We start from the raw sequence: 23115 nt of genomic DNA on the forward strand, positions 1-23115 counted from the left end.
GCATAGTCGCCATAGGGCATTGGGAGACTTTAAACGGACATGGAGGGACGATAAGACCACTTGTGGCGTGTTCCAGCGAAGTGTCAAGGAATCCTCGCTTCTTTAGGACGAGGAGGTATGTCAATAATCAATTTTCATCCTGAGAAGTTGATCCAGGTCTGAGTCTCTCTCTCCATGAAGGTTGGGGCTTTGCAGAAGGAGAAGTCTGGGGAGTTTTGTTGGTCGGCGGAGGAGTTGATTCTACTCTTCTGCGCTGTCTGCGAGGAGGAGATACATTAGTCCGTCGTTGTGGGGTTTGTGGTTGTGAGGGTCTTCTGGAACGGGAAGAGGAGCGCCTCACGTTGCGTTGTGGGGGAGTTGGCTCATCTGTCTCAGAAGAGAGAGAACGATGCTGTATTGATTTCGGTTTGATAGGTTCGGCCTTAATGCTACCTACACGCCCTTGTAGTTTAGGTCGTTCGGGAAACTTTTCTACAGGCATTCCCTCTACTGCTTTTTGCATAAATGTCTTCCAGGTAACAGCAGCGCTACCACTTGCTCCGTCAGTGGGGTGGTTGTTATCATTACCGAGCCAAACACCTGTAACTATTTGGGGAATGTAACCAATAAACCATAAATCTCGTGATTCATCGGAGGTTCCGGTTTTACCCGCAACAGGTCGATTTTTTAATTGGGCTGGGCTACCTGTACCAGCTTCTACTACCTGACGTAGCATCCAGGTCATAATGCCAGCTGTGGTCGGATCAAGGACTCGCTGATTTGAAAAATTACTTGACCAAACTACTTTTCCTTGACGATTAAGGATACGGCGAATGCCATGAGATTCTATGTATAATCCCTGGGTTGCAAAGCTGCCATAAGCATTAGTTAATTCCAGTAAATTTACTTCATGGGAGCCAAGAGCTAAAGAATATGTAGGCTGGAGTGGTGATTTAATCCCCAAATTATGGGCGGTATTAATAATTGGCTGAAATCCTACATCCAGCAATACTTTGACGGCAATTACATTAATGGAACGGGTGAGAGCATCCCGCATGGTCATGGAGCCGCGAAATCTTCTATTATAGTTTTTTGGTTCGTAGCCATCGACGACAAGGGGTGCATCTAAATACCTTTTGTAGGGACTTTTACCTGTGGCGATCGCGGCGGCGTAAACAAATCCTTTAAATGTCGATCCTGGCTGACGTTTTGCCTGGGTAACTCGATTAAACTGGTTTTTACTAAAGTCTTTTCCTCCCACCATCGCCTTAATTTCACCGTTGCGGGGGTCAATGGCTACTAAAGCTGCTTGACTAAAGTTCTGCCACCGTCCTTGGTTTTTTAAGGTTTTGGCTACTGCTAATTCTGCGGCTTCCTGCCAATTAGGATTAAGGGTAGTTTCTATTACTAGTCCCCCTTGTGCTAGCAAATCAGGGGAGACATATTTTGGTAATTCTTGGAGGATGTAACTGCTAAAGTAGGGAAATTCTACTTCTAGCCGTTTGGGAAAGCTGCTGTTGAGGTTTAGGGATTCTTCCGCAGCTGTTTGTTCGGCGGTGGCTGTAATGAATTGATTTTCATACATCCGTTGCAATACTATATTCCGCCTTTGAATGGCAAGTGTGGGATTTTCTATGGGGGAATATAAACTGGGTGCGGGAGCTAATCCGGCAATCATGGCGGCTTCGCCTAGTGTCAGTTGATCTACTGGTTTGCTGAAGTAAACCCAGGCAGCATCTGCTACACCATAAGCGCCAGATCCTAAATATACTAAATTCAGGTAACGTTCGAGAATTTGATTTTTAGTTAATTCTTGTTCGATTTTTTGAGCTAGACGAACTTCTTTAAGTTTGCGCCAAATTGTTTTCTCTTGGGTGAGGAAAAGAATCCGCACTAGCTGTTGGGTAATGGTGCTACCACCTTCTCTTATAGTTTGCGATCGCACATTATTCACAGCTGCTCTGAGAATTCCTTGCGGATCAATACCATGATGACTTTCAAACCTACTATCTTCTGAAGCGATAAAAGCTTGTTGCAGTTGTTCTGGTATTTCTTCGAGCCTCAACCGTTCTCTGGTGGCTTCCCCTTGTTGTTGTAATATTGTGCCATCAACAGCTTTAATAGTTAAGGTTTCCGCCCGGCTGACTACTTTCAGTTCCGATCTATCGGGCAAACTTTGATCTATTCTGCTAATAAAATAGTGAGAAGCGAATATACTACCACCAATGCTAGTAGTTATACCCAAACTTGCCCAAAACCATATCTGACGATAAAAGGGGCGATCGCGGCTGCTCAGTATACTAGTGATACTAGAAGAAACACTATTGATTTGCCTCCACAATTGCCTTGTACTCATAAATTTTATCGGTGGTAATCTCTTATTCGTGATTTCCTTCCTCTTGTCATCATTACTACGGATAAATGCGGCTTTCTCTCTGATGAAAGAGTTGCTGAAATTGCTTGATATTTCGTGGAACTAGGAGGTGAGCTTTCCTGCATAAATGGCGATCATCAGAGTAGCTGAAACCTAACTAATATATAGAATTTTGCAGTTATCACACCATGCTTGTGTTAGTATATTACCCCATATATAATTAACTGAAATCATTAATACAAAAACTTCATTAAATCAATCTGGTCAAGCTGGCGCAGTTGCAACTTGTGCTATTGCTCTCGGTGGTAATATTGGCGATTCATATCAGATTTTAGAAGCCGCTATAAAAACCTTAGCCCACACACCAGGGATTAAATTGCAAGGTAAATCTAGTTGGTATCGTACTAAACCTGTAGGACCTCCCCAGCCTGATTATTTAAATGGTTGTGCGATTTTGCAGGTAGAAATGTCACCAGATTTATTATTAGAGACCTTATTAGCCACAGAACAAAAATTTGGGCGGGTGCGTCAACAGCGCTGGGGTGAGCGATCGCTTGACTTAGATTTGTTGTTATATGATGACTTAATTATAGATACCCCTCACCTGCAAATTCCTCATCCCCGAATGGTAGAACGAGCCTTTGTTTTAATACCATTGGCAGAAATTGCCCCGGCTTGGGTAGAACCAGTCTCTGGATGTCTGATTCAAGATTTAGTCAAAAATGTGGACTGTTCTGATGTACTCTTATCAAAGAGCAATTAAATTTACCAGAAATAAATTGAAAAAATACTGATTTCACGCACTACCAAGTGTTTGTATCTGTATGTACCTGTAATATAAATTGACCATGCCATTAGGTAGAGAATTACCACAGCTACTCAAACAATGCTTATTTTACAAAGGTCGCAAATTTGATTTTGAAGTCAATCGCCTGCGATTACCCAATAAAGCCGAGGGAGATTGGGAATGTATTCGTCACCCTGGAGGAGCCTTAGCAGTACCCATCACACCAGAAGGTAAACTTGTCCTCGTCCGCCAATATCGTTTTGCGATTCAGGGAAGGATCTTAGAATTTCCCGCCGGGACTCTGGAACTCAACGAAGATCCCCTAGAGACAATACAGCGTGAAATTGCCGAAGAAACGGGTTATACCGCTAATAAATGGGATAAACTAGGTGAGTTTTTCCTCGCTCCAGGCTATTCGGACGAAATTATTTATGCTTTTCTCGCACGAGATTTAGTTAAGTTAGAAACCCCGCCTCAACAAGATGCAGATGAAGACATCGAAACCGTCTTGATGACTCCTGATGAATTGCACACAGCTATTATTCAAGGTGTGGCGGTAGATGCTAAATCCATATCTAGTTTCATGTTAGCCCGTCCATTCTTGCAGTAATTGGCTAAAAATCCCCCCTCTCCACAGTGACGAGAGGGGTTAAATATTTTATAGTAACCGTCAAATAGGTGAGGGAAATTAGCGAGTTTTTATCCCTACTCCCTACTCCCTACTTATATCTGGCGATTAATCCAAATACCTCTCAAACCGGCTGCTCTAGCTCCTTGATAGTCCTCTAAAATGCTGTCGCCAATGTGCCACGCGGCTGACCGTGGACAATCATGTTTCTCTAATGCGATCGCAAAAATTCGAGGATCAGGTTTAGCAACACAAGCTTGAGTAGCAATAGTGACAGAGGTAAAATAATCAGTTAATTCTAAACTTTCTAGCACTGAGAAAATTCGAGAATCAAAATTAGATACTATTCCTAATTCAATATCCTTTTGTCGCCAGTCCTTCAAAGATGACAGAACATCGGGATAAATAAACCAGGGTTGAGCAGTACCAAAGTGAATATAAAGTTCACTAAAAAAACTAGAAAAATCGGAAAATTGCGGTAACACACCCGCGTTTTTAAAAGTATTAAAAGCTATTTTTCGCCACCAATCAAATTCTTTTTGGGGAATATCGTATGAATCCACATCGGGAAATATCGGCGGTGATGCAGCTTTAAAGCTTTCCGAAAATTTTGCATTCAGTATTTCTGGTGCAACTACTACATCAAAGTCTTTGGCTATTTGACTATAAACTTCGCCCACACTACCTTTTACGTTAAAGATTGTGCCGACAGCATCTAAAAAAATAACTTTCGGTCGTTCCATGAAACTTTGTATAATTAATTCTAAATTTGTGATTTGAGTTTCTAGTGAAGATACTTAATTCTACTGTGAAAGTGTATCTATAATCGGACGAACTAACCAATTAAAACCAACTTTGAGTTGATGGTCTAAAGTCGGCATCCGATAGAGGTAAGCTAGACGACGAGCCAGGTGTGCAAAGGAACCATCTAATTTCACCCCTAAACCGGTTAAAGTGGCGTTATCTTTCCCTAATGCCATCATTTCCCCTAATTGCTGGTAACGGAACGGTAATAAAGGGCGATCGCTCAGAGAAGCCCAAACATTCCATGCAGTATAATCAGCTTGTTGAAAAGCTACTTGAGCTGTAGCGGGGACTTGTTGACCCTCAGCATCACAACAGTCTGCTAAATCTCCTAAAGCAAAGATTTCTGGATGTTCTAAAACTTGTAGCGTCGGTGTAGTGGTAATTTGACCACGTTGATTATGCTGGAAATCCAGGGTTTCAACTACAGGTGCAACTTTGGTTCCCACAGTCCAAATTACTAAATCTACAGGAATTTTATCAACCTGATTTTTGTATTCTAAAGAAATTGTATCCGCCTCGATAGATTCAACCTTGGTTTCTAAATCTAGAAATACCCCTTTTGCTGCTAATGCTTTTTGGGCGGCTTCGCGGTTGAAATCTGGAGAGTTGCGTAGGATTTGGTTACCGATTTCAATCAGGCGCAAACGTCCCTGTTCTCCTAATCTGTCTGCTAATTTACAGGCTAATTCCACACCACTGTAACCAGCACCCACAATGGCGACGCGAATTTTCTCCGCTTCTGATTCTTCGAGAACTCGCAGACGTTCTTCTAAACGGTAAGCATCAGTAATGTTACGGAATGGGTAAGCGTGAGATTTCGCACCGGGAACCATATCTAATGGTGTTTCTCCACCCAAAGCCAATACTAGGCGGTCATAGGCGATTTCTGTGCCTTTTTGTAACAATACTCGTTTTTTCTCGGTGTCAATTCCCGAAACAATAGCTTGACAAAAACGTACACCTGTGTTTTGCAGAAGTTCTACAAAAGGTGGCGCAATTTCCCAAGTTTGCAATTCTCCGGTGAGTAACTCGTAGAGTAAGGGAGAAAATATAAAGCGATCGCTCTGATCGACTAAGATAATTTCGGGCTTCTCGTCATTTTTCCAGGGTAACTGGCTTAAGCGCAGGGCTGTGTATAAACCACCAAAGCCTCCACCCAGGATACATATTCTCGCAGTTTGTTCAGTCATCAATTTTATAGGAAAGTCAATTCCAGTATGGGAACTACCTTCAGTGTAATGAATTTCTTTGCTTGTATTGCCATGAGTCGATCATCTCTGGATGTATTTTAGGCGCTTGCGGTGTGATCGCATCTTCTTTGCGTCTTTGCGATTCTCACTTTTCACATCATCTGGAAAAACCAAACCGAAACCAAACCCCCTAGCCCCCTTTCCTACCAGGGAAGGGTGAAAATTCAAAGCCCCCTCCTCGCTTGCGGGGAGGGGGTTGGGGGTGGGGTTCTTTAACTGATAAACGCTATAAATGCTGTATCAAATAGCCTATGATTAAATTATTACCGTCAAACCAAAATTAATTTTTATCCCTTCCATATCAATTAGTTTAATTATGTCCAGACTTTTAGTTAGTCAATACCAAGCGGAAGTCCAGAAAATTATCCAGTTTGGTGGTTCTCGCAAAGAAACTTCTATTCGTGTGGCTTTTCAGAATCTCTTGAATGAATATTGCAAACCTAGAGATTTTTTACTAATTCCTGAGTTGGATTATAAGTTACCCAACGGTAAACTTGTTTATCCTGATGGGACAGTTAAAGACGCTTTGCGTTTAGATTGGGGTTATTGGGAAAGTAAAGATCAATATGATAATTTAGATCAAGAAATTGAAAAGAAATTAAATAAAGGTTATCCCGATAGTAATATTTTATTTGAAGATTCCCAAACCGCCGTTTTAATTCAAGCAGGTACAGAAAATCAGCGCGTCTCTATGGGAGATGCTGACGCTTTAGATGGAATTATTACCAATTTTATTAATTATGTCAGACCGGAAGTTAAAGATTTTCGGTCAGCTATAGAAACTTTTAAAGAAGATTTACCCACCGTCTTAAATTCTCTCAGAGATTTGATAGATAGTCAAGGTGAAAATAACGTTTCTTTTGCAGCAGCTAGAAATAAGTTTTGGGATATTTGCAAAGAATCAATTAACCCAGAAATCAGTTTATTTGATATTCGGGAAATGATGATTCAGCATATTCTCACTGAGGATATTTTTCTGAATATTTTTAACGAGTCGCAGTTTCACAGAGAAAACAATGTCGCGCGGGAGTTACAAGGTGTAATTTCTACCTTTTTTACCGGAAATCTCAAGCGCAACACTTTAGGAACCATTGATAGATATTATGCAGTAATTCGACGCACTGCGGCAAATATTTATAATCACCAAGAAAAGCAGAAATTTCTCAAAGCGTTATATGAGAACTTTTATAAAGCATATAATCCGAAAGCTGCGGATAGGTTGGGAATAGTCTATACTCCTAACGAAATTGTCCGGTTTATGATTGAAAGTGTAGACTTTTTAGTACATCAGCATTTTGGTAAGTTGTTAGCTGATAAAGATGTAGAAATTTTAGACCCAGCGACAGGAACCGGGACTTTTATTACCGAATTGATTGATTATTTACCTCCTCAGAGTTTGGAGTACAAGTATAAACATGAAATTCATTGTAATGAGGTGGCGATTTTACCTTATTATATTGCGAACTTGAATATTGAATACACCTATAAGCAGAAAATGGGGGTGTATGAGGAGTTTGAAAATATTTGTTTTGTGGATACTTTAGATCATACATCTTTTGCAGGTAAGCAAATGGATTTGTTTGCTATGAGTGTGGAGAATACCGCCAGGATAAAACGCCAGAATGATAGAACTATTTCTGTGATTATTGGTAATCCTCCTTATAATGCCAAGCAGGAAAATTTTAATGATAATAACGCTAATCGGGCTTATGGTGCAATAGATAAGTTAATTAAACAAAGTTACGTTAAATATAGCAAGGCTCAGAATAATATTGTACTTTATGATATGTACACTCGGTTTATTCGCTGGGCTTCTGATAGACTCGGAAAAAATGGAATCATTGCATTTGTTTCTAACAGTTCTTTTATTGATTCGATTACTTATGATGGTTTCAGAAAAGTTGTCGCTAAAGAATTTAGTGAAATTTATGTGATTGATACTAAAGGTAATGCGAGAACAAGCGGTGAAAGAAGACGCAAAGAGGGTGGTAATGTCTTTAGTGATGAAATTAGGGTAGGTATAGCTGTTTACTTTTTAGTCAGAAATGAACACGCGGAAGGTTTTAAGGTTTATTATAATTCAATACAAGATTATACCGATGCAGAGGACAAGAAAAAATATTTTAGTTCTCAGAAATTTAGAGATTTAGGTTTTACTCATTTTAAACCAGATAATAACGGTAACTGGATAAATCAAGCTGATAATGATTTTGATAGTCTTTTACCTTTGGTTGATAAGGATGTGAAAGCAGGTAAGGGAGAAGAAGCTGTATTTAAGTTGTTTTCTAGAGGTGTAGCAACTCAAAGAGATGAATGGGTTTATGATTTATCGGAAAATAATCTCATAAATAAGATGAAGTTCTTCGTAGACATTTATCAAAATCAGTTTGATAAAGAACCAGAGGATGAACTTTCTCAGCAAATAAAATGGGATGATGATTTAAAAACTTATTTTAAACGGAAAATACAAAAAACATTTGATAAAAATAGCATAGAAACAAGTTTATATAGACCCTTTTATAAACAAAACTTGTATTTTGACAAACATTTTAACGGTAGAACATATCAATGGTTTAATATCTATAATAATAGTGACTTAGAAAATAAAATCATTGCTTTGTCCGGTATTGGTTCAAGTAAATATTTTCACTGTCTTAGTTCTAATTTATTAATTGGGTTAGATACAATCGAAAAAACTCAATGTCTACCCCTCTACCGCTACGACAAAGAAGGAAAACGCATTGATAACATTACCGACTGGGGACTAAAACAAATTCAAAACCATTACCAAGATAAAACAATTACAAAAATAGATATCTTCCATTACACCTACGCAGTCTTACATAACCCAGAGTACCGCAAAAAATACGAACTCAACCTGAAACGCGAATTTCCCCGCTTACCGTTTTATGAAAACTTCCCCCAATGGGTCAACTGGGGTAAACAACTCATGGAAATTCATATTAATTATGAAACCGTCGCACCTTATAACCTCACCCGTGTTGATATTCCTTTAAAAGATACCCCTTCGACTTCGCTCAGGGAACGCCAAAAAACACCCAAACCTAAATTAAAAGCCGATAAAACCAAAGGAAACATAATCTTAGATGATGTCACCACATTACAAAATATTCCTAGTGAAGCTTGGGAATATATGCTCGGTAATCGCTGCGCCTTAGAATGGATTTTAGATCAATATAAAGAGAAAAAACCCAAAGATCCCACCATTGCAGAAAAATTTAACACATACCGATTTGCAGATTACAAAGAACAGGTAATAGACTTATTAATGAGAGTCTGTACTGTGAGTGTGGAAACCATGAATATTATTCAGGTTATGTCTAGCAGTCAGAATTGACACTCTGCGGTGTAAAACTGTCAGTTCCACAAAATTAGACTGTGAGTAATAATAAGAAAGCGGGCGATGGGACTCGAACCCACGACGTTCACCATGGGAAGATGACATTCTACCACTGAATTACGCCCGCAAGTTACTTTTAGCTTAACTGAGCCATCTACTATAATAGCACTATATTGACAAATAATACCGAGCAATATGTTTTTCCCTCATATCCACTATTGTAGGGTGCGTTAGGATGAAATCCGTAACGCACGATTGATTATTAAGGCTTTGGTGCGTTACGCTATCGCTTACACACCCTACGTCTCTGTCGGGATACGCCAACAAAAATCAAATAATAGTCGTATATATGAAGGAATGTAAAAATACAGTAATTTAGCTCGTATTCAGGGCTTTAGCCTTTAATACAGAACTTTATTCCTGACTACAAACCTTTAATTATGTACACCTGCAACCTACTACTTCTAGATAAATTGAGAAAATATGCCTTATGATTGTGATTAAGGCAGACAATTGGAGATACATCATATTTATACCTAACTTACAACATATAAATCTGCATTATCTGTAATTTTCCTGAGAGTAATGCTGAAAATGCCATTGTAAATTGATTAACATCGAAAATTTTATCCATTAGAGACACCATTATGTTCAACGCTACTGAACTTTTAATTGATGCCTTTGTTAAGGAAATTAGACAAGGCTATCGGCGTACCTACGGCTTTTCAAAAAACGATTATCAAGATATTATCGCTTGGGCTGGTAATATGGCGTTAGAAAATATTGCCAATAGCGATGCTCTTTACCATAATGTAGAACATTCTGTCTTAGTTACTCTTGTGGGACAGGAAATTTTACGGGGTAAACACATCCGAGAAGGTGGTGTTTCTAGTGAAGATTGGTTACATTTTATTATTTCTTTGTTGTGTCATGATATCGGCTATGTTAAGGGAGTTTGCCGAGACGATAAAGAGTCAATAAATTTATACGCCACAGCTCAAGATGGCAAGATGATTACTCTGCATCCTGGGGCTTCTGATGCAGCTCTCACACCTTATCATGTTGATAGAGCTAAACTTTTTATTGATGAGCGTTTTGGCGGTCACGTCTTAATTGATTCTGAGGTGATCAAGAAAAATATTGAGTTAACTCGTTTCCCAGTACCGAAAGCAGAGGATCATCAAGATACCACTAATTTTGCTGGTTTGGTACGTGCGGCTGATTTGATTGGTCAATTAAGTGACCCACGTTACTTAAGAAAAATTACTTCCTTATTCTACGAGTTTCAAGAAACTGGGATAAATGACGTTTTGGGTTATAAAACACCAGCCGATTTACGGAAAAACTATGCCAAGTTTTATTGGAATGGTGTTTATCCCTATATTAAGGATGGACTACATTACTTGTCTTTGACACAGCAGGGTAAACAAATTTTAGCTAATCTCTACTCGAATGTTTTTGTGGTAGAACACGAAAAAACCCAAGAAGAAAATTTATATTTATTGGATCAACAACATAGCTAACATCTAGCTATTCATTGAATAGACCAGGGACAAATAATCATGAATTGGTGGCAAAGACTTCAGAAAAATCCTTTGGCGCGATTTGGGGCAATTGTGCTGTTAATTTTTTATGTGGCGGTAATTGCGGCTGATTTTGTCGCGCCTTATGACCCTCTTGCTTCACAGCCAAATGGTTCACTTTTGCCACCAACTCGGATTTATTGGTTTTCTCAGTCAGAACCAGAAAAGTTTCTGGGACCTCATGTATATCCGACGACTCAAGGTGATACTGATTTAGAAACAGGCGATCGCAAATTAATTGTAGACTTAGAACAGCCTATACCTTTACGTTTATTCGTCTCAGGCCCTGAGTATCGGCTATTACAGTTAAAGTTGCCACTCCCCCCTCAATGGCAAGAAGTGACTATTTCCCCTGGTATTCCCCTAGATTGGCATTTATTTGGAACAACAGGTGCAGCCAAGTTCAATATTTTAGGTACTGACGACCAAGGGCGCGACCAATTCAGCCGTTTGCTGCATGGTGGACGCATTAGTATGTTTATTGGCATTATCGGGGTGTTGATTACCTTTCCCCTGGGGCTAATTATTGGCGGGATTTCTGGCTATTTCGGCGGTTGGACTGATAGCGTGATTATGCGTTTTGCCGAAGTGCTAATGACTTTCCCCGGAATTTATCTATTAGTGACTTTAGGTGCAGTCTTACCCCCAGGTTTAACCAGTACCCAACGCTTTTTAATGATTGTGGTGATTACTTCGGTGATTAGTTGGGCGGGGTTAGCGCGGGTAATTCGCGGACAGGTGCTATCCATAAAGGAGCGAGAATTTGTCCAAGCCGCAAAAGCGATGGGTGGTAAGCCAATTTACATTATCATTCGCCATATTTTGCCCCAAACTGCCACCTATGTAATTATTTCGGCAACATTGGCGGTTCCTGGTTTTATCGGTGCGGAAGCTGTCTTAAGTCTAATTGGTCTGGGTATCCAACAACCTGATCCTTCTTGGGGTAATATGCTATCTTTAGCCACTAATGCTTCTATTGTGGTGTTACAACCTTGGTTAATTTGGCCGCCAGCTGCCTTAATTGTTCTCACAGTGTTGTCTTTTAATTTACTAGGTGACGGGCTGAGAGATGCTCTTGATCCCCGCAGTTTGAGAAGATAGGTTTGATGAGGCTTGCTATAGTCATTGAACCCCACCCCCAACCCCTCCCCGCAAGCGAGGAGGGGAGTTAAGTATAGTTTTTGGAGAAAATGGGGTTGTTTGATTTTTTGGGCATTTAGTGGGCAAAAATAACGGAGGAGATGATGAGCAAATTTTCCAACTTACTCTTCATCTCCTGTATAAAATGTGTGATTTTTGCTGATGCGGTAATTAAGGAGCTAAAGCGTTACCGCGAATTAAACTACCAATGGTTTTGGCAGTAATTTTCAGTTGAGTGATGGGGTTGGCGGGGACTACTGTTTTATACAGATAGCTATCAAAGGTTAACTTCTGTACATCCAGGTCATCGCACATTTCTACAAATGCTTCGCGGGTAGCGTCGGAACGATAGAATACGGTTTGGAGAATGTCCAAGACTTTGTAGGTGAGTCCGTATTTTTTATCCCAGCGTTTTAAGTAAACTTTCAGGTCTTTTTCTGTGGGAATGCTTGCGCCACTGTTGGACATTTCTACAATGGTTTCGGCACACATCCGGCCAGATTTAGCTGCAAAGTAAATACCTTCACCAGAGGACTTGGTAACGTAGCCAGCCGCATCTCCTACTAACGCAATCCGACCGACAACACGACGGGGGCGGGGATGTTCTGGTATGGGGTGGGCTTCTACTTTGATGATTTTACCACCTGCGAGCTTCTCGGAAGCACGGGCGCGGATACCTGCTTGTAACTGTTTGATGCTGGCTTTATTGACTTGCATTGTGCCAGTACCAACGGCTACGTGGTCGTATTTGGGGAATACCCAGGCGTAAAAGTCGGTGGAAACGTCATTACCGACATACATTTCCGCTAAGTCGTTGTAGTAGTCCATTTTATCCTGGGGTAAGCGAATCCGCTCTTGGAAGGCGATCGCATAGTTATAATCCCCAGCATCCATTTCTTTGGCAATGCGTGAGTTAGCCCCATCCGCCCCAATGATTAAATCTACTTTTAGGGTTTTAGTAATCCCTTGTGAACCACCTTCTGTATGGTCAACATAGTGGATTGTATAAGGATTGGTATTATTTGTGGGTATATCAACTTTATGAACAGTGGCGTTAATTAAATTTGCGCCTAGTTTTGCCGCTCTGTCACGCAGGAAACCATCCAGAACTTCCCGGCGGCACATTCCTATATATTCATCTTCTTTTACTATATTGATATTAACCTCACGATTGGAAGGCGAAATCATTTTCATCTTCCGCACTTGGCGGTCAATTATCTCTGGTGGTAATTCAAATTCAGCCACCATACACAGGGGAATCGCACCCCCGCAAGGCTTGGCATTATCTAGTTTACGCTCAAATAAGTAAGTCTCAATCCCAGCTTTTGCCAGCGTTTCGGCGGCGGAGGAACCAGCAGGGCCTGACCCAACAACAGCAACCCGTAGTGTCAAAGGTCTTCTCCCAATAGTTAATAAAAACGTTTAACCCAAGCATCCTATCACGGAGTTTTGGTTGATTTCCCGGACTTGCTTGAGATTTTGCTGTAATTGCAATATTCCTTAATATTTCGATACAAAAACAGGGATTGGGGAATGGGAAATCGGGACTTATCAATGGGAATCATCAGCTATTACCTAGCTTCGACAAGAGGCAAGGGAGAAGGATTTTTAATTCCCCAGCCAACAGGTATACAAGCCTCTGCATTTATGTATACGAAACATAAAAATATTTATGATGTCTCATTCAAATTAACCGAAAGGATCTTATGTGTGATATATGTAAAACACGGTAATCCTAGCAATAAGCCGTAGATTTAGTTGTAGAGGTACAGCAGCAGTGGGCATAGTAGTTGAGAATGTATCTAAAAATTTCGGGAACTTTCAAGCCGTTGATCAGGTAAATCTGGAAATCAACAGTGGTTCACTAGTCGCTTTATTGGGGCCATCTGGATCTGGTAAATCTACTTTACTACGGTTAATTGCGGGCTTGGAAATGCCAGATAGTGGTAAAATCTTGCTAACTGGTAAGGATGCTACATATCAGAGTGTCCAAGAACGAAATATTGGATTTGTATTTCAGCACTATGCTCTGTTTAAACATCTGAATGTGCGACAGAATATTGGCTTTGGTTTAGAAATTCGCAAAACACCCGCTAAAAAGATTAAAGGAAAAGTTGACCAGTTATTAGAGTTAGTGCAATTGAGTGGATTGGGCGATCGCTATCCATCACAACTATCTGGTGGTCAAAGACAACGGGTAGCATTAGCCAGAGCATTGGCTGTAGAGCCTAACGTATTATTACTAGATGAACCATTTGGCGCACTTGATGCCAAAGTTCGGAAAGACTTACGCGCATGGTTACGCCGCCTCCATGATGAGGTCCATGTTACCACTGTTTTCGTCACCCACGACCAAGAAGAAGCGATGGAAGTTTCCGATGAAGTCGTAGTCATGAATAAAGGACGTGTCGAACAGGTCGGAACACCAGCAGAAATTTACGATCATCCAGCCACCGCATTTGTAATGAGCTTCATTGGCCCTGTGAATGTCTTATCCAACACCTCAAAGATTTTCCAGAGTAGTGGCTTCGACTCAACCCATAGTCAAGTATTTTTACGACCCCAAGATGTCGTCATCGAAAAACAGGCTAATGGTACAACTGCACCAGCTACAGTCACGCGGTTGATCCATTTAGGTTGGGAAATTCAGATAGAATTAACTTTGGATGATGGGCAAGTGGTAGCAGCGCATTTAACACGCGATCGCTTCAACGAGTTACAACTAGAGCCACAAGAACGGGTCTACGTCAAGCCCAAAGATGCCAGGTCTTTTCCCCTGCACTATTCAATTTAACTACATTTTCCCTGATTTGGGGCATAAATTACTGAATCATGCCCTAAATTCTGGCTGAAATCACAGTGTTCAATTTAGAAAGTTATACACATCATAATCTTTATTTTTTTACCTGATGGTATTATTACCCCTGTGTAAAGACTAAATATTTACATAAATCTGATAACAAACTGGATTCACAAAATAGATGAGTACACTACCAATCACCAAAAAAGTGGTGATTTATGCAGTATATGCTATGATTCCGCCAAAAAGCCTCAAAAATCATAGCATACAGCCTTTTACAGAATATTGACTTTGTAAATTAAGATATGTAGTCAGAGACATTTTTTAGACACAACAGCAATTATCACAGAGATATGAAGTAGCAAAATAAGGTCAATAAATGCAAAACTGTTGACATTGAAGCAAATCACAAAGGTTTCAGTTAATATTTAGAATCTTGCCTTAAGGGAACATCTATGATGAATCACAAAGTCTAACTAGAAACCAGGAGTATAAACCCTTGTGAAACTGGCATTAGAATTGATGAGATATGAAACCTGAAATTAATACAAAAAAGGATAGAGAAAAACCAGGAATTTACTGAACTCGCTTGGATAGAGCAAAAAGTCATCTAAGCAAAAATTACAGCCAATCTTGGTGATGTCTCAGCGTTTGTTACTTATGTGTTAAAAAGAACAAGTATTAATATAGCTAACTACTTTGTAGCTTTATCAAATCTAGTATTAGCTAGTTATACTTAAATCATTCTCATAATTAAGTCAAACTTAATTTTTTGTATAAAATAAGCCAAGATGAAAACCATTAGAACTGGAAAAAATGTATGTAAGTTTCCACAAAGTGATCTTGCTTTCAGTATTCAAAAAAGATAGTAATATTTAGAACTAAAAACCAAAGGAGAGGTAAAAACAATGAAAATAATTGTTCACTTGGCTAGTGCATTAACTCTGCAAATCTTGTCCTTAGCGGCCATGTCTTCTATGACCATCGCACAGGAGACGATTATTCCTTCTCAAGAGCCAACAACCCAGAGAATTTGCTCTTTAGACCCAGTAGCAAATTTATTACCGCCACTAGCAAGTCAAGAAAATAATACATTTCTACCTTATCTTGCTGAGGAAGGTTTTATACAGGATGAAGCAGGAGCTTGGGTATGCTATGTGAACGACCCTAACAAATCAGACCGATATTACACCCTCTTTAAAGTACAAGTGCAGGATGGAAAAATCATAGGAAGTTCTTTCCTCGAAAACGGTAACTTAATTGAGGGTCAAGAAAGTCGGATGATTGAGTTGTTTATGACTCTGGTGGGAAATCATACAAATGGGAGTCCAAAAAACCGTCAAAGTATAAAGAGATACTTGGAAAGTTTCGTTTCCTTAGTCAAGGAACAGAAGATACAAGCCTCAACCCGTGGGTTTCTTTTTGACCAACCGAACCGTGCATTAGTTTTATATCACAACCTCTCAGGAGGAGAACTCCAAGGTACAGCCATCACAATTAATATTCAATCACCGAGTAATTTGAGTGCTGTATCTGTGACAAGTCAAAGATAATCATTTTTGTCTTTGAAAGAGAGGTTAAAACTGAATTGCTAAATGTTACCCAGTGTTTTAATTCCGATTGGTAAGTGTTATGTGTGGTTTATTAGAGGTGTATCATGTTGAAGTCAAATTTTAAAAGCTTTGCAGTTCTGTTCTCGTCTGTGGCGGTAGTGCTGACCATTTGCGAGTCCGCTACGGCACAATTACGGATCAATCAAAGTAATTCTATTCCACAAGGACAAGAATCAGAGTTTCTCGAGTTTCAGCGTCAGAATGATAATAATCTTCGCCAGATGCGAATAATGCCTAGTTGTACTTTAGGAGAGGGTTTGGGTTGTAATAAAACTGGAACAGTAGTCGAGAAAATCATCAATCAGTCTAACGGGACTAACTACCAAGACATCTTGCTGAAGGCAGTTGGTGGCGAAGATAACTACCGTAAATTTGCGGCATTTTACGGTAACAATCCGCAACTACCGAATATTCCCTATGCTTCATTTTGGAGAAATGAAGATCCCTCCATTGTGGATGGATATCGATACGTTCTGGGGGAAAATGTTAGTCGTAATCCTGTATCAGGGCTAAGAACTGTCACTAATAACTTTGCTTGGTCTCCATCATCCAGACGCAGAGAAATTAGTCCTCGTGATGGATTGCTAGATTTAAAATACGCTTACGGACGTGTTTTGTTTGAAGAAGCTGCTAAAGTTCCCAACCTACAAGAGCAGATTAGGTCTTTGGATTTACCCCCGGATGTTACCAAGTTCTATGTGGATAATATTTCCCAAGGGTTACGTTACTTAAATTCTGGAAATGAAAGCGGACTGAGACAAAGCATTTTAAGAGTACTTTCTTTTCCCTACACTCCAGGGGATCTCAATGATGGTTGGTTTGGCCGTCAATTAGTGAGTATTCCAGAGCCAATTGAAGGAGTACAACCTCTATCAGGGAGTAGCTTTTTGAGCGCACTTCCACCTGTAGGTGGCGGCGACATGATTACTGGGTTTGTTCCCCCGATATTTGGGGAAACTTTTGTCCCAGCAGTAACTAGCCCCTGGTGGCCCTATGCCATGATACCGCTATTACCTCTGTTGTTACTGGCCTTTGGGGGAGATAACAGCTCACAAGCAGTTGAACCTCCGATTATTGTTCCTCCAGATGGCGAGGTCACAACTGAGAAAGTACCAGAACCGTCCTCGCTCACAGCTCTATTGATGTTAACTTTGGGAATGGGCTTATTGAACTATAAACAAAGGTTGTGTCAGACTAAGGGATAAGATAAAAAATCCCTCGACTAGTTGGCGAGGGATTTCAAGTTTTAGTACTTTGCACATGAAATGTATCCCACATGGATATTGTATCCATCGTTTTTAAATTAGGTGTGCCAAAATGCCAATTTAATCTGACTGATTTTATCAATGTCAACTGTTAATCATTTGTGGCTACCTGTACCAGCTAATTTGAGTTTATTAGCAAATGATGTTCACCTATGGCGGATTAACCTTGATATTCCAGAGGTACAGCAACAAAATTTGCTAGCAACTCTCTCTAGTGACGAACTAATTCGTGCTAACCGATTTCATTTTCAGGAGCATCGGCAACGCTTTATCGCTGGTCGTGGCATCCTACGTAGTATATTGGGTTACTACTTGGGTATTGAGGCACGACAAGTACTGTTTGATTATCAAGAGCGTGGCAAACCCATATTAGGGGATAGTTTAGCTTTGAGTGGCTTATCCTTCAACTTGTCTCATTCCCAGGGTTTAGCTTTGTGTGCAGTTAATTATCACAACCCTATTGGTGTAGATTTAGAATATATTCGCCGGATATCTGATGTGGAAGCTCTGGCTAAAAGGTTTTTTTTACCTAGAGAATATGCTCTCATGCGATCGCTACCGGCTGAACAACAGCAACAAATATTTTTCCGTTATTGGACTTGTAAAGAAGCGTATTTAAAAGCGACTGGAGAAGGACTAGCAGAGTTAGAACAAATTGAAATATCCTTAAGTCCCACAGAACCCGCCCAGTTACAGACATCTGAAAGTTGGAATCTCTTCGAACTAACCCCTGCTGAAGATTATGTGGGGGCTGTAGTTGTGGCTGGTTCTGGTCATCATTTGCATTGTTGGCAATACTGATTAGTGTTCTACTACTTATCTTCTTGCATATTTCTCACAATTTTTGTCACTAGTTTCCTGGGTGTAAAACTCACACTTTTTGCCAGTATTTGATTAATCAGACCAGGAATGACAATGGTTTGGCCTTTCATTAAGCCAGCATAACCAATTTGAGCTACCGTTGCTGCATCCATCATTCTTTTACCCTTCAGCAGCTTAGAGTCTGCCATCCCCGTGCGTTGATGAAAAGCCGACTCAGTTGAACCTGGACAAAGCACCGTCACAGTTACACCCGTACCTTCTAATTCATTGGCGATCGCCTCAGAAAAAGATAAAATATAAGCCTTAGTAGCAAAATAAACCGCCATCAACGGACCTGGCTGAAAAGCCGCAGCCGAAGAAACATTTAATATTCTGCCATAGCCTTGCCTTACCATACCCTTCAGAAATAGCTTAGTTAAATGAGTGAGACACACCATATTCACTTGTAGCATTTCCAATTCAACCGTTAGGTCTGTTTCATGAAATAATCCATACATACCAAACCCAGCATTATTCACCAGTACATCAACCTGAATATTTATTGCTTGCAACTCCATAAAAATTTCTTCAGGAGATGTAGAGATAGATAAATCCTTGACAATAGTTGTCACAACATTGCCAAATTCTTCCTGAAATTTAATCGCAACTTCTTTCAGTTTTAGCTCCGTGCGGTCTACTAATACCAAATTGTAATTATGAGCAGCAAAAATATATGCTAGTTCATAGCCAATTCCACCCGCAGCACCAGTAATAAGAGCAGTTTGTTGATGCTGAACTTGATTTTTTGTGTTCATTTCAGAATATTAGTGAATTCAATTTAGTCCGTTAGTCTAGCTGTAACGATAGCTAGGTATGATGTAGAGTTTAATCATCGTGGTGGCAACTACTAAAATTATTGTAGTTCCTTAACTTCCTAAATTCCTGTATATTTAACTTTTTAGGAAAATGAACCTATTAGTAGTGTCAAATACAGTAGATAAATTGATAACCAATCAAATATAGTTATTTTTTTCAATAAAAATTAATAGTAATTTCCTACAATATAGGGTAATAAACAATTATTATTGATATTAACTTTTACTCAGTCCTATCAGTTAGCTACTAAAATAAAGTAGAGACGTTTCATAAAACATCTCTACTGAGGATTTCTATCAATTGTGAATGAATGCTATTTATATCAAATCTCTATACAAATGTATTGCAATAGAGGAAGACTAAACCGCAAAATACACAAAACCATCAGAAAATATATGGTATGAGGTGGATTTAATCCTGATTACCCAGACCAGAAATTAGGCAAGAGTTAAAAAGCCAGTCTGAATCAAGTAAGAAGTGTAAGTCATTAGTAATTGAGCATCAATTGGTGGACAAACAATAGAACTACCTTCCAAGGCTTTCAGTGTTTGTTGACAACTAATAATTGGTCTTCTAGCTTGAAGATACAAATCAGGAATAGTAAGTTGTTCATCCGACCAGCGCTCCAGTAAAAAAGGACGCAAGGTATACAAAGGATTCTCTACAGAAGAGACATTATTGATTAACTCCGATTGCCACTGTTCGTAGGGAATCATCTCCACAGGATAACCAAAAGACCTTACCCATTCAACTAAATCTTTTAAAGAAATTGGTTGAGGATGTTGTAAATGGAACGCCTTACCAATAGATTCTTTCCGTCTTGATAGGTAAACAATAGCCTTACTTACATAATCCACAGGGGACATATCCAACATATAATCTACATCAGGGAAGCTTCCCATTTGTAGACAACCCTTAGTCATCAAATTGATAAAATCATGGGTATTACAAATACCTGTTTTGCTATCTCCAGAAATTAACGGTGGTCTGTGAATAGTCACAGGTAAACCTCTATCACGAGCCACCTTAACTAACTTTTCTGCCACCCATTTAGTTTGAGAATATCCTAAATAAATACCTTCCCAATGATCAAAATTATCCTGTTCTTCTACTAAATGCCCAGCATAAGCATTTGATTCAAAAACAGCCACACTAGAGACATAATGTACAGGCTTAACTTTAGTCTGACAAGCTAATCGTAAAACCTCTTGAGTCCCTAAAACATTAGCTGTTTTCAGTGCCGAATAAGGATAAACATAATTCAGCAAAGCCGCACTGTGATAAATTACATCAATATTGCCAGCTAAAATGTGAAACTGTTCAGCATCAATACCCAAAAGTGGTTGAGCTAAATCACCAACAATAGCAATAATTCGAGAATTAAATTTTTCATCCCAAATTGCATACTGTTCTAAATTTTTTTGTAACTTAGTTTTAGCTTCTGCGGCATTACTAGCCCGAACTAAGCAATATATATCTGCATTAGTTTCTTGAAGTAATTCCCGAATAATAAAAGCACCTAAAAAGCCAGTACCCCCAGTTAAAAATATATGCTGAGGTTCACTCGCAGACACACTGACTGCATTTCCAGGATGGATAGAGGGGTCAAGGACAACTTCATCTGCTAAATTTACAACTGAAGTGTTAACTTGACCATCTTCAACCTCTAACCCTGCTTGTAATTCTTCCGCTAAACGCTGGGAAAGAGCAGCAATATTGGGGTAATGCCATAGCAAAACCGGAGATGGTTGAAAACCCAACATTTTTTCTAATTTGCTGACCAAAGTCATCGCCTGCGCAGAATCTAAACCATAGGTTTCTAAATTTTCATTGATATCTATCTCATCAGTTTCTAACCCGATTAACTCAGCCAGATTATTCACCAACCATAGTTGAATATCTGCGGCACTATAAGATTTTTTTAGAGTCATTTTTACATCTCCAATAATTGAGAATGGCCTGGGCAATACTGACTGTAATCATCGGGAATTTGCATTCCTTGAATTTTCAAGCTTTGAATGCGATATAAAAATGCTGCTCCGGTCATGATGTGATGAGCAACATCAACTACCCGACGATTATCTGGTTCAGCTAAATAAGAACCTCGCACCCAATCATTAAAACTACCCATTGCTGGGCCACACCAAATTTGATAATCAACTTCTCTACCTTTTTCCCCAGAACTAGACCAGCGAGAAGATAATCCTAAATACCAGCGAAAAATTAACGCCATTTTCAGCTTGGGATTATTAACTGCCTTACCCAGTTTTTCGGGGTTTTTCTGGGATAAATAACTGGCTGTTCCTTCCCAAACTTCAGCTAAAGTTTTACGAAAAATCTGTTTTTCTAATTTCTCTCTTTCTGCTAGAGGAATCTCTTCAATTGAATTATAGTTACGGTATAATTCATATAACTTTTGCGCCCGCATAGGAAACATTGTCCCCCGTTTGAGGACTTGTAGTTTCACACCCATTTCAAACATATCTGCGGCTGGAGCCATAATCATATCAGCCATTTCAGCTTGAGCTAATAATTTTTTTGTATGGTTACAAGCTCCAGATTCAACGCAGGACTGATTAATTGAGCCAGTCATAATATAAGCAGCACCCATCATAAAAGCTGCTAAAGCTGATTCGGGTGTGGCAATTCCGCCAGCTACTCCAATTCTAATGGGTTGTTGATATTGAAATTGTTCTTGGATTGCATTCCGCAAACTAATAATAGAAGGCAATAAACAAACTAAAGGACGATTATCTGTATGTCCGCCAGAATCAGCTTCGACGGTGATATCATCAGCCATCGGTACTTTAGCGGCAAGTTTGGCTTGTAAATCAGTAATTAATCCTTGTTCCAGCAATTCTTTAAGTATTCTTGGTGGTGCTGGTTGGAGAAATTTGCTAGCTACTTCTCGCCGAGAAACTTTAGCAATGACTTTGTTTTTGATTTCAATTTGATTGGCATCATTTAAACTTAGTCCAGCAACTCGGTAATAAACTATATTGGAGGTTAAATCTAAAAATGCTGAGGCTTCTACGGTTCTTACCTCATATTTGAGGTATAAGTTCACAGCGCGGCGTTCAATAGCCAAGTCGTTAGGGCTGTGAATTAAATTGAAGGCGTAGGGGCCATGAGGTAAGGCGGCTTGTATGCGTTTAATGGCTGTTTCTAAACGTTCTGGAGGTAAGCCACCTGCACCAAAGGAACTCAATATTTTGGCTTTTCCTAGTGCAATTACCATCTCTTCTGACGCTATTCCGCCAGCCATTGCACCGGTGACGTAGGCATATTTTACGCCATGAAAAGCTAAAAAGTTTGGGTCTCCTAGTTGTTGTAAGTTAATTGGCGGAATTGAGGTGAGGAGTTCTGGTTGTGCTGTGGTGTTGTTTTCAGGAGGACATAGGTAGCCTTCATTGGTGACACCAATTTTTCCAGCGATGTTAAGAATGTAGCAGGGTTTATCTAATTTTAATAGTTTGTTTTTAATGGCTGATGGGTCGCAGGATATGCTATCTAATGCACCTTTCCAGGTGAGGTTTTGACTGTGGGGATTGCTAGGAAATTTCAGGCTATTATTAGGTTTATCTGGTAGTGTGTCTACGGGAATCACGGTGGTTATACCTCAATTTGTTAATGGGGGGTTTTTTAACTAACCGCCAAGTCGCCAAGTACGCCAAGAAGAAAAGGAGAGATTTTTATTTGATGGTTAGCATGGCTGAATTAGAGTCGGGAGTTATGGAATAACGTTCGCGTAGCGTGCGCGCAGCGCATACCGCAGAGGACACAGAGTACACAGAGGAATAAAAGTTTGAATTGTCACTGAGCAGTTCGACAGGCTCACTGTAACACTTGTC

At 39.8% G+C, this 23115-nt stretch carries 16 protein-coding genes and 1 tRNA gene; 9 read left to right on the forward strand and 8 right to left on the reverse strand.

What is annotated here, in order from left to right; all coding sequences use genetic code 11:
• Nucleotides 1-127 precede the first annotated feature (127 nt).
• Entirely contained in the window at nucleotides 128-2335 is a 2208-nt protein-coding gene (locus VB620_RS04790) for a transglycosylase domain-containing protein (protein ID WP_323195004.1), read from the reverse strand.
• 250 nt (nucleotides 2336-2585) lie between these two features.
• On the opposite strand from VB620_RS04790, the gene folK reads away from it, so the two are divergent.
• On the forward strand, nucleotides 2586-3116 hold the full coding sequence (gene folK / locus VB620_RS04795; protein WP_323195174.1) for a 2-amino-4-hydroxy-6-hydroxymethyldihydropteridine diphosphokinase: 531 nt from the start codon (nucleotides 2586-2588) through the stop codon (nucleotides 3114-3116).
• A gap of 85 nt (nucleotides 3117-3201) precedes the next feature.
• Nucleotides 3202-3750, forward strand: coding sequence for an NUDIX hydrolase (locus tag VB620_RS04800; protein WP_323195005.1), 549 nt, complete (start codon nucleotides 3202-3204; stop codon nucleotides 3748-3750).
• A 113-nt stretch (nucleotides 3751-3863) separates the two neighbouring features.
• On the opposite strand, the gene VB620_RS04805 is transcribed toward VB620_RS04800, so the two are convergent.
• Complete coding sequence (locus tag VB620_RS04805; RefSeq protein WP_323195006.1) at nucleotides 3864-4511, reverse strand: HAD-IA family hydrolase; 648 nt, start codon at nucleotides 4509-4511, stop codon at nucleotides 3864-3866.
• A gap of 60 nt (nucleotides 4512-4571) precedes the next feature.
• Nucleotides 4572-5765, reverse strand: coding sequence for an NAD(P)/FAD-dependent oxidoreductase (locus VB620_RS04810; RefSeq protein WP_323195007.1), 1194 nt, complete (start codon nucleotides 5763-5765; stop codon nucleotides 4572-4574).
• Between the two features lie 376 nt (nucleotides 5766-6141).
• Here VB620_RS04810 and VB620_RS04815 point away from each other — a divergent pair, with 376 nt between their 5' ends.
• Nucleotides 6142-9183 (forward strand): type ISP restriction/modification enzyme, encoded by a 3042-nt coding sequence (locus VB620_RS04815; RefSeq protein ID WP_323195008.1) that lies wholly within the window; start codon nucleotides 6142-6144, stop codon nucleotides 9181-9183.
• A gap of 58 nt (nucleotides 9184-9241) precedes the next feature.
• On the opposite strand, the gene VB620_RS04820 is transcribed toward VB620_RS04815, so the two are convergent.
• Nucleotides 9242-9313: transfer RNA gene (locus VB620_RS04820), tRNA-Gly, on the reverse strand.
• A 520-nt stretch (nucleotides 9314-9833) separates the two neighbouring features.
• Between VB620_RS04820 and VB620_RS04825 the strand changes: the two genes are divergently transcribed.
• Both VB620_RS04825 and VB620_RS04830 read left to right on the forward strand, forming a co-directional pair.
• On the forward strand, nucleotides 9834-10709 hold the full coding sequence (locus VB620_RS04825) for an Npun_R2479 family HD domain-containing metalloprotein (RefSeq protein ID WP_323195009.1): 876 nt from the start codon (nucleotides 9834-9836) through the stop codon (nucleotides 10707-10709).
• 39 nt (nucleotides 10710-10748) lie between these two features.
• Nucleotides 10749-11870, forward strand: a complete 1122-nt coding sequence (locus VB620_RS04830) for an ABC transporter permease (RefSeq protein WP_323195010.1) — start codon at nucleotides 10749-10751, stop codon at nucleotides 11868-11870.
• 210 nt (nucleotides 11871-12080) lie between these two features.
• On the opposite strand, the gene chlP is transcribed toward VB620_RS04830, so the two are convergent.
• On the reverse strand, nucleotides 12081-13301 hold the full coding sequence (gene chlP / locus VB620_RS04835) for a geranylgeranyl reductase (RefSeq protein WP_323195011.1): 1221 nt from the start codon (nucleotides 13299-13301) through the stop codon (nucleotides 12081-12083).
• Between the two features lie 385 nt (nucleotides 13302-13686).
• Here chlP and VB620_RS04840 point away from each other — a divergent pair, with 385 nt between their 5' ends.
• The 4 genes from VB620_RS04840 (at nucleotide 13687) to hetI (ending at nucleotide 18388) form a co-directional block, all read left to right on the forward strand.
• Nucleotides 13687-14703, forward strand: a complete 1017-nt coding sequence (locus VB620_RS04840; RefSeq protein ID WP_323195012.1) for a sulfate/molybdate ABC transporter ATP-binding protein — start codon at nucleotides 13687-13689, stop codon at nucleotides 14701-14703.
• Nucleotides 14704-15617: 914 nt separating this feature from the next.
• Nucleotides 15618-16262 (forward strand): hypothetical protein, encoded by a 645-nt coding sequence (locus VB620_RS04845; RefSeq protein WP_323195013.1) that lies wholly within the window; start codon nucleotides 15618-15620, stop codon nucleotides 16260-16262.
• A 104-nt stretch (nucleotides 16263-16366) separates the two neighbouring features.
• Nucleotides 16367-17527, forward strand: a complete 1161-nt coding sequence (locus VB620_RS04850) for a hypothetical protein (protein WP_323195014.1) — start codon at nucleotides 16367-16369, stop codon at nucleotides 17525-17527.
• Between the two features lie 141 nt (nucleotides 17528-17668).
• Nucleotides 17669-18388, forward strand: a complete 720-nt coding sequence (gene hetI, locus VB620_RS04855; RefSeq protein ID WP_323195015.1) for a 4'-phosphopantetheinyl transferase HetI — start codon at nucleotides 17669-17671, stop codon at nucleotides 18386-18388.
• Between the two features lie 11 nt (nucleotides 18389-18399).
• Here hetI and VB620_RS04860 read toward each other — a convergent pair whose 3' ends face one another.
• From VB620_RS04860 to VB620_RS04870, 3 genes are all read right to left on the reverse strand, one after another.
• Nucleotides 18400-19203 carry an SDR family NAD(P)-dependent oxidoreductase gene (locus VB620_RS04860; RefSeq protein ID WP_323195016.1) on the reverse strand — a complete coding sequence of 268 codons (804 nt, stop codon included), beginning with the start codon at nucleotides 19201-19203 and terminating at the stop codon, nucleotides 18400-18402.
• A gap of 498 nt (nucleotides 19204-19701) precedes the next feature.
• Nucleotides 19702-21195, reverse strand: coding sequence for a thioester reductase domain-containing protein (locus tag VB620_RS04865; RefSeq protein ID WP_323195017.1), 1494 nt, complete (start codon nucleotides 21193-21195; stop codon nucleotides 19702-19704).
• Nucleotides 21196-21197: 2 nt separating this feature from the next.
• Nucleotides 21198-22871, reverse strand: a complete 1674-nt coding sequence (locus VB620_RS04870; protein ID WP_323195018.1) for a PfaD family polyunsaturated fatty acid/polyketide biosynthesis protein — start codon at nucleotides 22869-22871, stop codon at nucleotides 21198-21200.
• Nucleotides 22872-23115 lie beyond the last annotated feature (244 nt).

Source organism: Nodularia harveyana UHCC-0300 (assembly GCF_034931085.1).
Classification (GTDB): Bacteria; Cyanobacteriota; Cyanobacteriia; order Cyanobacteriales; family Nostocaceae; genus Nodularia; species Nodularia harveyana.